This window comes from Hafnia paralvei, assembly GCF_020150375.1.
GTDB classification, from domain to species: domain Bacteria; phylum Pseudomonadota; class Gammaproteobacteria; order Enterobacterales; family Enterobacteriaceae; genus Hafnia; species Hafnia paralvei.
Genome location: NZ_CP083737.1, coordinates 371,368 through 384,409 on the forward strand (window position 1 = coordinate 371,368; position 13,042 = coordinate 384,409).

At 47.8% G+C, this 13,042-nt stretch carries 15 protein-coding genes; 5 read left to right on the forward strand and 10 right to left on the reverse strand.

What is annotated here, in order from left to right; genetic code table 11:
* Positions 1 to 11 precede the first annotated feature (11 nt).
* From citG to citC, 6 genes are read right to left on the reverse strand one after another with little or no spacing between them, the layout of a single operon-like run.
* A complete protein-coding gene (citG, locus tag K9N75_RS01665; RefSeq protein WP_096081199.1) occupies positions 12 to 929 on the reverse strand; it encodes a triphosphoribosyl-dephospho-CoA synthase CitG in 918 nt (305 codons plus the stop codon).
* Positions 904 to 1,458 (reverse strand): citrate lyase holo-[acyl-carrier protein] synthase, encoded by a 555-nt coding sequence (citX, locus tag K9N75_RS01670; protein WP_004095332.1) that lies wholly within the window; start codon positions 1,456 to 1,458, stop codon positions 904 to 906. The genes citG and citX overlap by 26 nt, the downstream gene beginning before the upstream one ends.
* Positions 1,459 to 1,461: 3 nt before the next feature.
* A complete protein-coding gene (gene citF, locus K9N75_RS01675; RefSeq protein ID WP_130961396.1) occupies positions 1,462 to 2,994 on the reverse strand; it encodes a citrate lyase subunit alpha in 1,533 nt (510 codons plus the stop codon).
* A gap of 10 nt (positions 2,995 to 3,004) precedes the next feature.
* Entirely contained in the window at positions 3,005 to 3,913 is a 909-nt protein-coding gene (gene citE, locus K9N75_RS01680; RefSeq protein ID WP_008814730.1) for a citrate (pro-3S)-lyase subunit beta, read from the reverse strand.
* The gene (gene citD / locus K9N75_RS01685; RefSeq protein ID WP_004095337.1) at positions 3,910 to 4,206 is read right to left on the reverse strand and encodes a citrate lyase acyl carrier protein; all 297 of its coding nucleotides are present in this window, start codon (positions 4,204 to 4,206) and stop codon (positions 3,910 to 3,912) included. Before citD ends, citE begins: the two co-directional genes overlap by 4 nt.
* A complete protein-coding gene (gene citC / locus K9N75_RS01690) occupies positions 4,203 to 5,279 on the reverse strand; it encodes a [citrate (pro-3S)-lyase] ligase (RefSeq protein ID WP_064575367.1) in 1,077 nt (358 codons plus the stop codon). The genes citD and citC overlap by 4 nt, the downstream gene beginning before the upstream one ends.
* A 391-nt stretch (positions 5,280 to 5,670) precedes the next feature.
* Between citC and dpiB the strand changes: the two genes are divergently transcribed.
* The 5 genes from dpiB (at position 5,671) to K9N75_RS01715 (ending at position 10,771) form a co-directional block, all read left to right on the forward strand.
* Complete coding sequence (dpiB, locus tag K9N75_RS01695) at positions 5,671 to 7,332, forward strand: sensor histidine kinase DpiB (RefSeq protein ID WP_008814732.1); 1,662 nt, start codon at positions 5,671 to 5,673, stop codon at positions 7,330 to 7,332.
* Entirely contained in the window at positions 7,301 to 7,999 is a 699-nt protein-coding gene (gene dpiA / locus K9N75_RS01700; protein ID WP_008814733.1) for a two-component response regulator DpiA, read from the forward strand. Before dpiB ends, dpiA begins: the two co-directional genes overlap by 32 nt.
* A 165-nt stretch (positions 8,000 to 8,164) precedes the next feature.
* Positions 8,165 to 8,773 carry a transcriptional repressor LexA gene (gene lexA, locus K9N75_RS01705; RefSeq protein WP_004095345.1) on the forward strand — a complete coding sequence of 203 codons (609 nt, stop codon included), beginning with the start codon at positions 8,165 to 8,167 and terminating at the stop codon, positions 8,771 to 8,773.
* Between the two features lie 108 nt (positions 8,774 to 8,881).
* A complete protein-coding gene (gene dinF, locus K9N75_RS01710) occupies positions 8,882 to 10,216 on the forward strand; it encodes an MATE family efflux transporter DinF (RefSeq protein WP_039184458.1) in 1,335 nt (444 codons plus the stop codon).
* A gap of 345 nt (positions 10,217 to 10,561) precedes the next feature.
* Positions 10,562 to 10,771 carry a CsbD family protein gene (locus tag K9N75_RS01715; protein ID WP_004095352.1) on the forward strand — a complete coding sequence of 70 codons (210 nt, stop codon included), beginning with the start codon at positions 10,562 to 10,564 and terminating at the stop codon, positions 10,769 to 10,771.
* Between the two features lie 188 nt (positions 10,772 to 10,959).
* Here the strand turns inward: K9N75_RS01715 and zur are convergent, their stop codons facing one another.
* The 4 genes from zur to K9N75_RS01735 form a co-directional block, all read right to left on the reverse strand.
* The gene (gene zur / locus K9N75_RS01720; RefSeq protein ID WP_008814735.1) at positions 10,960 to 11,469 is read right to left on the reverse strand and encodes a zinc uptake transcriptional repressor Zur; all 510 of its coding nucleotides are present in this window, start codon (positions 11,467 to 11,469) and stop codon (positions 10,960 to 10,962) included.
* 177 nt (positions 11,470 to 11,646) lie between these two features.
* Positions 11,647 to 11,949 (reverse strand): PcoE/SilE family metal-binding protein, encoded by a 303-nt coding sequence (locus K9N75_RS01725; protein WP_008814736.1) that lies wholly within the window; start codon positions 11,947 to 11,949, stop codon positions 11,647 to 11,649.
* Between the two features lie 121 nt (positions 11,950 to 12,070).
* Complete coding sequence (locus K9N75_RS01730) at positions 12,071 to 12,232, reverse strand: hypothetical protein (RefSeq protein WP_016361106.1); 162 nt, start codon at positions 12,230 to 12,232, stop codon at positions 12,071 to 12,073.
* A gap of 121 nt (positions 12,233 to 12,353) precedes the next feature.
* A complete protein-coding gene (locus K9N75_RS01735) occupies positions 12,354 to 12,959 on the reverse strand; it encodes a TetR/AcrR family transcriptional regulator (RefSeq protein ID WP_008814738.1) in 606 nt (201 codons plus the stop codon).
* Between the last annotated feature and the right edge of the window lie 83 nt (positions 12,960 to 13,042).

Genomic DNA, 13,042 nt, shown 5'->3' on the forward strand with positions numbered 1-13,042 from the left:
ACTTTTAATGATTAATGTTGATAATTTGAGTGCGAAATTTGAGCTAAAAACCAGGTGATAATCAGCAGATCGGCGCTACCGCCCGCGCTGAGATTGCGTTGAATGCATTCCTGGTCGAAATCATGTAGATGTCTGAGATCGGAGGGGTGGCGAATGCCGCCCTGACACAGCAATGCTTTAGCGCGCTGTTGTAGCCAACTTAGGCCACTTGGACCGCCGCGAGAGGCCACGTTGGTGTCACCGTTGTGTGCCATTAGCACCAGCAACGTATCCAGTAAGGCCAATTCAGGGTCGATACCCTGCGCTAATCGGTCACGATAATGTGGGAGTGCTAACTGAATAACTAATGGATAACCCGCTTCTGCCTCGCCGCGAGCGCCAGTAAGACCAAGCTGCTGGAAGAGACGCTGTCCTGCGGTTTGCGATGGTTGGTTTTTATGATTATTTATCGTGCTTTGCAGTTCACGCTCTGTGAGTCCACGGCAAAATGCGGCGGCGGTGCTACAGATCAGTTCTGGTGTGATAAGCCGGTGCAAGGTGTGTAAACGGCCAATTGCAGCGCATAGCAACCCCAAAGAAAAAATGCTGCCTTTATGGGTATTTACGCCCGCAGTTGCGCGAAACATATCGGTTTCGCAGGCGATACCGATTGGGCGCAGACCGATCAACACATCGACTGCGGGGAGATTCGCGCTACAGGCACCAAACTCAATGAAACGAGGCAACCATTGACGAATAGCCAATGCGCTACGGTGGAAATCTTCCAGCGCCATATCTTTATGGGCGCCGCAGTTATTACGATCGACCAAGCCTGGTTTGGGCGTGAGGTTAACCTCTGCCAACATGGCGCGGTAAGCAAGCTCGCTGTAATAAGCAACTGAATGCTCATCAATAGCGGCGCAATCAGACGGCTGCTGCTTTATCGGCATCATGCAGTAATGCCTCCATGCGGGTGATCAAATCAGGAATAGGATGTGCCCGTTCGCGAGCGCATAGTGCGGCTTCGCGATTGCACAGCAAACAGGTGCGGCTAGGCAGTGAAAAATCACGACGCGACAGAATTTTTCCTAGCGGATTCAGTACGTCGATGTCCCATAAACGGCCAAGTAGCTGTTCATGCTCCAGCGCAATCATGGCTTCTTTCACGACACGCGCGGGGGCATCGATGGCGAGCAGCCCCTCAGGGCCGGTCGCCAATGCAAAAGAGGCCTGCTCCTTGATCTCCCAACCTGATTGTTCCGCGCGTTGGCATAGCGCTTTCAGACCGTGGTTAAAGATTTTTCGTGTCATCACGCTATCTTTAATCGGTCCTGGAGCGACCACCGTAAACGAGATCAGGGTAGAGGTATGGCGCGCCAGCCACTCCGTCTGTCGGGACTGCCTGCATTCACGGCTGAATAGCAGTTCCGGCAATGTCACGGTGTGGCTGGTCGCCAAAGTTGGGAGCAGGTAAAACATGGTTTATTCCTTAACCTGACGAACGACGTCGATCACTGAACCATCGCGATAGCGCACTACGGCGATCACACGGTCAGTGAATTCGATAGCGCGAGGCTGTCCGGTAAGTATTTGCGCACGTTCGCGTAGCCATTCGATAGAAACCACTTTCAAGCCCGCGGCTTTCAAACGATCGGCTAATTCTGGGCGCGCTGGGTTCACCGCAATACCGTGGTCAGTAACCAAAATGTCGACGCTGGAGCCCGGTGTAACGCAGGTTGTGACTTCATCAACCAATGTAGGAATGCGACCACGTACCAGTGGCGCAACGATGATGGACAGGGCTGCAGCAACCGCGGTGTCACAATGACCACCGGATGCACCACGTAAAACACCGTCAGAACCGGTGAGCACGTTAACATTGAAGTGAGTGTCCACTTCGAGCGCGCTCAGCACCACCACGTCTAAGCGGTCAACGGAAGCTCCTTTTGAGCCCCAATTGGCATACTGGTTAGCGCTGATTTCGATGTGGTTTGGATTACGTGCCAAAGACTCTGCGGCTGCACGGTCAAAGCTCTGCACATCCAGCAGTTTCTTAATGAAGCCTTTTTCATGCAGATCGACGATAGTGGAGGTAATCCCCCCCAGTGCGAAGCCTGCATGAATGTCGCGGCTACGCATTTTGTCTTCGAGGAAACGGGTTACTGCAAGAGAGGCGCCGCCTGTACCGGTTTGCAGTGAAAAACCCTCTTTGAAGTAGCCGGAGTTCACCACCACATCGGCAGCGCTGCGAGCGATTAGCAGTTCGCGTGGGTTTGATGTCATGCGGGTGGCATCTGCACCGATCTTATCGGCATCGCCGACCTGATCAATTTGCACGATCAAATCGACTTGATCCTGCATGATGCTGGCCGGATTGTGTGGATACGGCAGCAAGGCTTCCGTCAGCAGAACCACTTGCTTGGCGTTCTCTGCATCGACTTTCGCATATCCGAGCGAGCCGCAGCAGGCTTTACCTGTGTAGCCGTTAGCGTTGCCAAACGGATCACAGGCCGGAACCCCAAGGAATGCCACGTCAATATTCAGCTCACCACTTTCAACCAAATGAACACGGCCACCGTGTGAGTGAATTTGCACCGGCTCATCCAGCAGACCACGGGAAATTTCTTCCGCCAACGGGCCACGCAGACCGGAGGTATAAATGCGGCTGACAACGCCGTTTCGGATGTGATCAACCAGTGGTGCATGGCAGTCGCTTAATGAGCTAGAGGCTAGCGTTAGGTTTTTGAAGCCCATCTGCGCGATAGTGGCCATCACGAGATTGATCGTCAGATCGCCACCGCGGAAAGCGTGATGGAAAGAGATGGTCATACCGTCATGTAGACCAGAGCGGCGAATCGCCTCTTCCAGCGTGGAGCACAGTTTCTTATCGCGTGGTTTTTGTGCTTGCAGATTTAATTTTGAAACATTTTTATAGCTTGGCAGATCGCTTTCAGTTTGATGGGCATAAGCCGAAACGCGTTCCTGTCGTTGAAGAAGTTCTTTTTTCTGAGTCATTTTTTTCGCCTTATTCTTCACGGATGCCAGAGAGTTCTGCGCGAGACAGAACCAGACGCGCACGTTCAATCACAGGGCTATCAACCATTTTGCCGTTCAGTGAAACAACGCCACGGCCTTCACGCGCTGAAGCTTCAGCGGCTTCCACAACGAGCTTGGCGTGATCGACTTCTTTCTGAGTTGGGGCGTACAGGTTATGCAACAGCTCGATTTGACGCGGGTTGATCAGCGATTTACCGTCAAAACCTAGCTGCTTGATGTGTGCAGCTTCGCGCAGGAAGCCTTCTTCGTTGTTAGCGTCGGAATAGACGGTATCGAATGCCTGAATGCCAGCAGAGCGTGCGGCCTGCAAAATGGAGCAGCGGGCAAACAGCAGCTCAACGCCTTCAGGAGAACGTTCGGTGCGCAGGTTGCGTACATAGTCTTCAGCGCCAAGTGCGATACCAATCAGGCGTGGAGAGGCATGAGCGATAGCAACTGCCTGAGTGATACCCTGTGCGGATTCAATCGCAGCCAGCAGACCTGTGCTGCCCACTTCACGGCCACATTCGGCTTCGATACGCGCAATTTCGTTTTCGATATCGATAACGTCCTGTGCCGTATCGGTTTTTGGCAAACGAACGATATCAGCGCCACCGCGAACGACGGCTTCAAGGTCGGCTACACCATATTCAGAGTCCAGCGCGTTTACGCGTACGATGGTTTCGATGTCCTGATACAGTGGATGTTGTAAAGCGTGATAGACCAAGCGGCGAGCGGCATCTTTTTCACGCAGCACGACGGAATCTTCGAGGTCAAACATCAGCGCATCGGCATGATAGATAAAGGAGTTGCTCACCATTGCCGCATTGGCGCCTGGAACAAACAGCATGCTGCGGCGAGTGCGGGATTTACGCTCTTGAGCGATACGAGAAGTCATGCGCGATCCTCCCAAGGTAAATTTTTAACGTCGCTGGCGCGTACTAACAGCGTTTCTAGGCGAGCACGTAGAATGCAATCCAACGCCCCTTTGTCATCAACGATCAGCTGGACGCCGCGTATGTCATGGCGCTCAAGAATTTCCAGCACCGTTGCGCGAATAGCATCGCCGAACTGTTTTTGAACGCTGCTGCTGATTTGCAGGTCAATGTCTTGTGTATCTATGGGCGCGATGCGCACCATTACGTCGCTAGACTCGAGAGTGCCTGCGACGGCTGCGTGAGTTATCTTCATTTTTCACCTGTTGCTAATGCGGATTCCTGCGGCCGGTCAGTCACGTTTTCTGAGCGAGGAACGAGCAGGCGTTGTAAATAAGCGCGGGTCGCTTCAGGCACCAAAGGCGTGATGGCCGGAAGATCTTTTTGCACCAGCAGTTTGCGTACCCACGAGGCAGAGATTGCCGTGCCGTGGTAGCGCAAACGCTCTATTTCCACCAGTTCAATCGGCGGAGCAGACAGAGACGGCGTCTCTAGCCAGTGGCGCATGTCACGGTTGTATTTGGCTGTGACTTCACAATACGGTTCGGTACCGACAAAACGGTGGGTAATACCCAGCGCGGGAGCCAAATACTGACGAAAAATTTTTAAGTCGATCTCGGTGTAACAATCATCGACCACGCCTTGTTCTTTGATGAAGTAACAAGGGAAAGTGGCGCGAGAAATGATGTATTCAGAACCACGATGCACCGTTAGGTTCTTAATGTCTGACGTCCCTGCGCGTACCAGTTCAAGGCGATCTTCATAAGGAAAACGCGAGGTATCTTCTTTAACTAAGAACAGATGCAGCCAGTCACATTGGGCGGCCGCTTGTTGCACCAAATAGCGATGTCCGTTGGTAAACGGATTTGCATTCATTACGATGCTGCCAATTTTATTGCCGTCGTGGCGCAGTGTGGTGAGGTAGCTGGCATAGCGTTGAATACGCGTTGCGCTGTTTTCCATTAACACCATAATATTTGGCACGCTGGTGACGGTATAAAACCCACATTGCTTAAATAGCGCTTCGTTCTGGGTTTTTGTGTATATAAATAAATGAGTGCAGTGCTTCTCATAGGCCAGATTTATTAATTCAGTGGCCAGTGTGAGTGCTAGGCCCTCACCGCGTACAGATTCACTAATGGCGACGCATTTAATGATATTGCCCGCGATACCGCCGCAGGCGATTAGCTGGTCATCACGGGTGACGGTAATAAAGACTTCCACGGTGGAATCAATACTCAGGCCATTTTCTCGCAGAAAATGAGCGATAGTTGCGATCTTCTTATTTTCAGAGCGCTTTACCTGAGAGAATACGGTATTACCAAACATAGATATTCCTGTTAGCTGCCGCACGTATGCATAGCGATCACAATTGTTGTGATTTGTTGCATATTAATAACGTTTTATTTTCAATTGCTCGTTGCAACGCTTTAATCTTTTTTGTTTATATTTGTGCGACGACGTAATGATCGTAAGGAGTATTAGGATGGGAAATCTTGACCTATTTCACAAAGAGTTATCAGATTTAAATAGACTTAATGGTTTTTATTTTCTTAATTAATTTTAATTGAATTAATGGAGTGGTTTTTATTTGTTTAATTGATTTAATCTGCGGAATCTGCAACGATCTAATCCGTTGTAGGTAGAAAACAAGGAAACAAATTCATTACATTTCCCTGATACTAGCCCATCTTTCTAGCCTAAAAAAGAGGAAATACCGATGTTCGGCAGACCAAATGTTAAAGAGTTTAGGTTTTTTAGCCGCCTCGCATTTCCTTTACGAATATTTCTCTTATTGCTTCTGGTCTCGACGTTATTAATTGCCGCCTTAGGCAAATATCTTTCTGCTTCCTTTGAAGATTATCTGAGTAACCATGTCCGTGATATGGCAATGAATCAGGCTAAGATCATTGCCTCAATCGACAGCGTTGTCACGGCTGTTAAAAATAGAGATACCAAGCGTCTCGCTATCATTGCCGATAAACTCGGTACGGGCTCCGATTTTGATTATGTGGTTATTGGCGACAAAAACTCCATCCGTCTGTATCACCCCAATCCGGCCAAGATCGGCTATCCCATGCAGTGGAGTAAGCCTGGCGCTTTAGCGCGCGGAGAAAGCTACTTCATTACAGGAAAGGGCTCAATTGGGATGGCTATGCGTGCTAAAACGCCTATTTTTGATGAACATGGTAACGTGATCGGCGTGGTTTCATTGGGATATTTAGTCAGCAAAATAGACAGTTGGCGATTAGACTTCTTATTACCGATGGGCGGTGTCTTTGTCTTAATTTTGATTATCCTGATGCTACTGTCATGGATGTTTGCCACCCATATTCGGCGGCAAATGCTAGGTATGGAACCTCATCAAATTGCTCGGGTGGTTCGCCAGCAAGAAGCCTTGTTTGGCTCGGTATATGAAGGATTGATAGCTGTCGATCCTGAGGGTTTGATTACTGCAATCAATCGTAACGCACGAAAAATGCTCGGTTTAAGTTCGCCTGGTAGACAATGGCTAGGAAAACCGATCAGCGATGTTGTCGAACCTGCGGGGTTTTTCACGGAACAAATCGAAGAAAAACGTCAGGATGTCATTTGCACTTTTAATGGTCTCAGTGTGATTGCTAATCGTGCAGCGATACGTTCAGGAAATGAGCTGCTGGGTGCCATCATCAGTTTCCGTAGCAAAGATGAAATTAGCACGCTGAATGCTCAACTCACGCAGATCAAACAGTATGTCGAAAGCTTGCGCACATTGCGTCACGAGCACCTGAACTGGATGTCGACGCTCAACGGTCTGTTACAAATGAAAGAATATGATCGTGCTTTGGCAATGGTAAAAGGTGAGTCGCAAGCACAGCAGCAGCTTATTGATAGCCTGCGTGGCTCATTTGACGATCGACAAGTCGCAGGGCTTCTTTTCGGCAAAGCACAGCGAGCGCGTGAGCTTGGCTTAACCTTAAATCTGGTAGAAGGAAGCCAGCTTCGCCAGTTGCCAGCAGGACTTGATAGTACTGAATTTGCTGCCATCGTGGGAAACTTGCTCGACAATGCTTTCGATGCCAGCTTGAAGAATCCGCAAGGTAATAAAACCATTGAGCTATACCTTAGCGATGAAGGTGATGATGTCATCGTGGAAGTGGCCGATCAGGGATGTGGCGTTCCAGAGTCTTTACGTGAGGCTATTTTTGAGCAAGGCGTAAGTACTAAAACCGAGGATGTGGGTGAGCACGGCATCGGACTCTATCTGATAGCCAGCTATGTAGGCCGCTGCGGTGGGGTAATTACGCTGGAAGACAACGAACCTTGTGGCACTTTATTTTCCGTATTTATTCCTAAAGTGAAAAAGACTTATGACACAACCAATAACGATTCTAATAGTTGAAGACGAAACGCCGCTGGCAGAAATGCACGCGGAGTTTATTCGCCATTTTCATGGCTGTGGACAGGTTTGGTTAGCGGGAAATCTCGCGCAGGCCAGAATGATGGTCGAGCGTTTCAAACCTGACCTGATCCTGCTGGATAACTATTTGCCGGATGGAAAAGGTATTACCCTGTTGCACGAACTGACTCAGGCTCGATTCTCTGGTGGGGTAGTGTTCACTACGGCAGCTAGCGATATGGATACCGTTTCTGATGCAGTTCGCTGCGGTGTTTTTGACTACTTGGTAAAACCGATAGCCTATGAGCGTTTAGGCCAAACTTTAGACCGTTACCATCAGCGGATGCGAATGCTGGCAAGTAACAATAGTGCTAGCCAGCGCCAGATCGATGACATGTTTAATGCCTATGCGCGCGGCGAGCATAAAGAAGAGTTACCTGTCGGTATTGATGCGCTCACTTTAGATAAAGTGCAGGGACTGTTTGCCGATCTTGATGCTCGCCATACTGCTGAAACTGTGGCACAGGAGCTGAAACTCAGCCGTACGACCGCACGACGTTATTTAGAGTTTTGTGCAGGACGGCACATGATCATGGCAGAAATTGTATACGGCAAAGTTGGGCGTCCGCAACGAACTTATCGCGCACTGGAAACTGTAAAAAACAGTTAATTTATTCACGGGAATTTGCTGGATATTGACTGTAAAAACACAAAAAGTGTGCGGTTAGAGCCAATCAGATGCGGTACGGTTCAATCTTTATGTATTTCACGGTTTCAAAATGGCCGCCACCTGTATATACTCACAGCAAAACTGTATAAACAAACAGGTGGTGGAATGAAAGCACTTACAGCCAGACAGCAGGAAGTCTACGATCTGATTCGTGACCATATTGAACAAACTGGCATGCCGCCAACGCGTGCTGAAATCGCACAGCGTTTGGGATTCCGCTCTCCTAATGCGGCAGAAGAACATTTAAAAGCGTTACAACGTAAAGGCGTGATTGAGATTGTGTCCGGTGCTTCACGCGGCATTCGCTTGTTGATGGAAGATGAAACGGGGCTACCTCTCATTGGCCGGGTGGCTGCCGGTGAGCCGCTGCTGGCACAGGAACATATTGAGGGCCATTATCAGGTCGACCCTTCATTGTTTAAGCCTAATGCCGATTTCTTACTGCGTGTTAATGGAATGTCGATGCGTGATATCGGCATTTTAGACGGCGATTTACTGGCCGTGCATAAAACACAAGATGTGCGTAACGGACAGGTTGTTGTTGCTCGTATTGAAGACGAAGTGACGGTTAAACGTTTGAAAAAACAAGGCAACATTGTTCAGCTACTGCCTGAAAACAGCGATTTTGAACCGATTGTGGTTGACCTACGTGAACAAAACTTCACGATTGAAGGTCTGGCCGTTGGTGTTATCCGCAACGGCGACTGGATCTAAAGTTCTCGCTATTGTGTTTGCGGTAACGCCGATAGACTAAGCCCCTTATTTGGGGCTTTTTCTTTGTTGGGAGAAGGCTGGCAAGTGGATCTGGGATGACGTGAAAAAATGAAATTACTGACACCAACTGATAAAGCGCTATGGATTCTCGCGCTGCCGATGATTTTGTCGAACATCTCAGTTCCGCTTTTGGGACTGGTTGATACCGCAGTTATTGGTCATTTGGATAGCCCTGTTTATTTGGGCGGTGTTGCTGTAGGCGCGATGGCGACATCCTTCCTCTTTATGCTGCTGTTGTTTTTACGGATGAGCACCACGGGGTTGACTGCTCAGGCATTTGGCGCTGGCGATAAAACGGCGCTAGCCCGTGCATTGGTTCAACCTTTGCTACTGGCTTTGTTGGCGGGGGTTGTCATTATTGCAGTGCGTGAACCGTTAATTGAGGGGGTGTTACGCATTGTTGGCGGGCATCAGGATGTGTTGGAGCAGGCTCGTTTGTTTATGCACATCCGTTGGCTCGGCGCACCGGCAACATTGGCTAATCTGGTGATTTTAGGCTGGCTGCTTGGCGTTCAATATGCCCGCGCACCTGTCATTCTGCTTGTGGTCGGAAACCTCATTAACATTACGCTTGATCTATGGTTTGTCGTTGGTTTGGGCTGGAAGGTTCAGGGAGCCGCTAGCGCGACGGTGATTGCCGATTATGCCACTTTCTTGCTAGGGATTGGCCTTGTGTGGCATGTAATGAAGTTGCGTGGGCTACACATGGAGTATTTCCGTAATGCGTGGCGTGGCAATCTGCGCCGCCTGTTGGCTTTAAATCGTGACATCATGCTGCGTTCTTTACTGCTGCAGTTATGTTTTTCATCGCTGACCATTTTAGGGGCACGCATGGGAAGTGAAATTGTTGCGGTAAATGCGGTACTAATGAACCTACTCACGTTCACGGCCTATGCTCTGGACGGCTTTGCTTACGCGGTCGAAGCCCATTCAGGACAGGCTTATGGTGCTCGGGATGGCCGCAGGCTGCAAAGTATTTGGCATTCAGCCTGCCGACAAGCGGGCATTGTGGCCATATTTTTTGCCCTGCTTTACGCATTGTTTGGCGGACATATCATTCAGATGTTAACGTCGTTGCCTGATGTTCAGGCGCTGGCAGCCCACTATCTTCCGTGGCAAATTCTTCTGCCGTTGCTGGGCGTTTGGTGTTATCTGCTGGATGGCATGTTTATTGGGGCGACTCGTGGAACTGAAATGCGTAACAGCATGGCGGTAGCTGCAGTGGGTTATGGATTGACGCTTTTTACTCTACCTTGGTTAGGTAATCACGGTTTATGGCTGGCGTTGGCAGTGTTTTTATCTCTACGTGGCCTTTCGCTATGGATCGTCTGGAGACGGCATTGGCGGAGTAATACGTGGTTTGAAGCCAATAATATTTATTAAAATCATTGAGTTGTTAGTGATTTGAATTGTGGCAATATGATAATTCCTATAGTTATTATGTTGCCCTAAAATGGCGCTTTATTAATATTTGCTTACATTCTAAGTGGAAAAATTATTCGCTGCTTATCGCCTGTTTTCTAACTGATTTTGTGCTTTATTCGTAAGATATTTTATTTAGTTGCACCGAAATTTTAGCTGAAAATTTTTTTACTCTGATTATCCGCTAGTCTTAATGGTGAACGTTAACTAATGCCTCGCAGCAAAATTTATATTTAGAAATTAAATATTTTTAAGTTACAGATGCGAGGGGAATACATTCCATTACATAAGTGATACGGAGTTATTATGAATAAAGATCAAGCCGGCGGTAACTGGAAGCAGTTTAAAGGTACAGTGAAAGAGAAATGGGGTAAGTTGACCGACGATGATCTTACAGTCATTGAGGGTAAACGAGACCAGCTGGTAGGTAAGATCCAAGAGCGCTACGGCTATCAGAAAGAAGCCGCAGAGAAAGAAGTGAAAGCTTGGGAAGAGCACAATAAATATCGTTGGTGATATTATTGTCTGCCGAAGCCAAATAATCATTTGGCAAAACGCATTATAAATAAAGTATGGACTCGAATATTGAGATAAATAATATTCCTTTATTGATAGTGTGCTACTGCTTATATTTATTGCCAATGATGAAAAAGAGCCGCTGATGCGGCTCTTTTTTATGTTTATATATAAATTCCGAATTAGCGCTATTTTTTCTTTTTAGGCTCGGAATGATCGTGATGACAAGTATCTCTGCTATCGCAAGACTCTATCTTGCCACAATCACGGCAAAGCCCATGTGCTTCAACTACGCTATGTTGCAGGGAGAAACCGGTCAAAGCGGCTAATTTTTCTAAATGTTCCTGCACTTCTTTGGTGGTTTGCTCCGTCACTTGACCACAGCGATGGCAAATAAATAACGCCGAAGTATGGCTAGGTTCTTCAATGTGATGGCACATCACATAGCTGTTAGTCGATTCCACTTTGTGAATGAAACCCTGCTCCAACAGAAAATCCAATGCTCGGTAGATAGTCGGCGGTTTTGCCTGCGGCTCAGATACTCGCAGCAAATCTAGCAAATCATATGCACTAATAGTGCCTTTCTGACACGCCATCAGACGCAGCACTTCCATCCTCTGCGGAGTCAGTCGAACATTGCGTTGCAGACAAATTTGTTCTGCCTGTGCGAGCAGTCGCTCTAAAGAGGTTGTGGTCATGGTGTTTGCTTCCGGCCAGTAAGATTTCGTTATTTTAACATAAATAGCAGATAGGCCGAAGAGCACAAAATTTGTGGGGGAAAAGCGTCTGATAAACGAGGGAAAACAAAACGGGCTGACAGGTTATTCCCGTCAGCCCGCTTTTAACTCATGAGGCAGTGGCTCATATTCAATCTGTTATTTGATTTCAGATTGATGAGCATAGGCATCGCTGTTGTTCAGATTATTGATAATCGTTGCACGTTGATCCTGTGTACTCAACTGAGAAAACGTAGCGCTACCGTTAATCGATGAACGTTCAATGCCAGCCTGTTCCAATTTTTGTTGTGCCATCAGCTGATGAGCATAAGAGGAACCGTTACGGTTTGAATAGGCCAAAGTGCTTTGTTCTGCAGGGCTTAATTCTGAAAATGATTGAGCAAAAGCAGAACCAGTAAGGGTTAAAGCAACGATGGCAGATAATACGATTGAGGTTTTCATGATGTTTTCTCTTCTTTAAATTTTTTAAGTGGGTCAGACGGCGTTGTTATTGCGGACTGGCCTACATTGCAGGTGTTAATAACAAATACATGCTTAAACAAACGGCACTGGGCATGGCCGATTATTTATTCAACGTAACCTGATGGGCTTGGGCGCTACCGTTGTTTAAATGATTCACGACGGTGGCGCGCTGTTCGCTTGCTGTCATATCTGAGAAACTTTGTGCGAAAGCAGAACCCGCAAGGGCTAGAGTCATCAGAACGGTCAAAGTCATAGTTTTCATGGTGTCATCTCTCAAAAATTGTGATCTGGATACTGGTTTATTAGACCAGTCGTCTAGTTAATGGGTAAAAAATAATGCCAAACGTTTTCACGCAGGCATTCATTGTGCTGCGATAATATCTCTATATGGTGCCGGGTTTCAGTAAGCGTTCCGTACGCTGCATCGCTGAAACAAACGGTGCATCAGATCGGTTGACCTTAGCCCGTAACGCTGCGCCTAACCATAAAGAATACAGTGAATCTGCGAGTAATTCGGGCGATTCATCAATCGCAAGCGACCCTTCTTCAACGCCAGATTCGATACTCGACTGCAACTGGGCGATGACTCTTGTGATACCTGAGTCGAGTGCTTCACGCATCACCTCAGATAAGTCACTGACTTCACCAGCCAGCTTCACGACTAAACACTTACTGTGGCATACCGTTTCACAGCTTTGCGTCATCCAATGAGAGAAATAATCTAACAAATGCTGACGCTGTGTTTTTTGCCCATCCGAAAACTTCTCTTTCAGCATGACGACGTAATCGCTGAAATAACGGGTAAGCATAGCTTCACCAAACTTCTCTTTCGATTTGAAGTAATGGTAGAACGAACCTTTTGGTACTCCCGCGGTGGCAAGAAGTTCATTTAATCCCATGGCGGTAAAGCCGAGGTTTAAAATCAGTTCCTCACCCACATCTAAGATGTGTTCGCAGGTGTTGTTGGTCGTGCTAGTCGTTTTGTTCATGTGATTTAATATAGTAGACCGGTTGGTCTAAGTCAATATCCGGTTCATTATGTGAGCGAGATCACATGTGTAATAAAAACTTT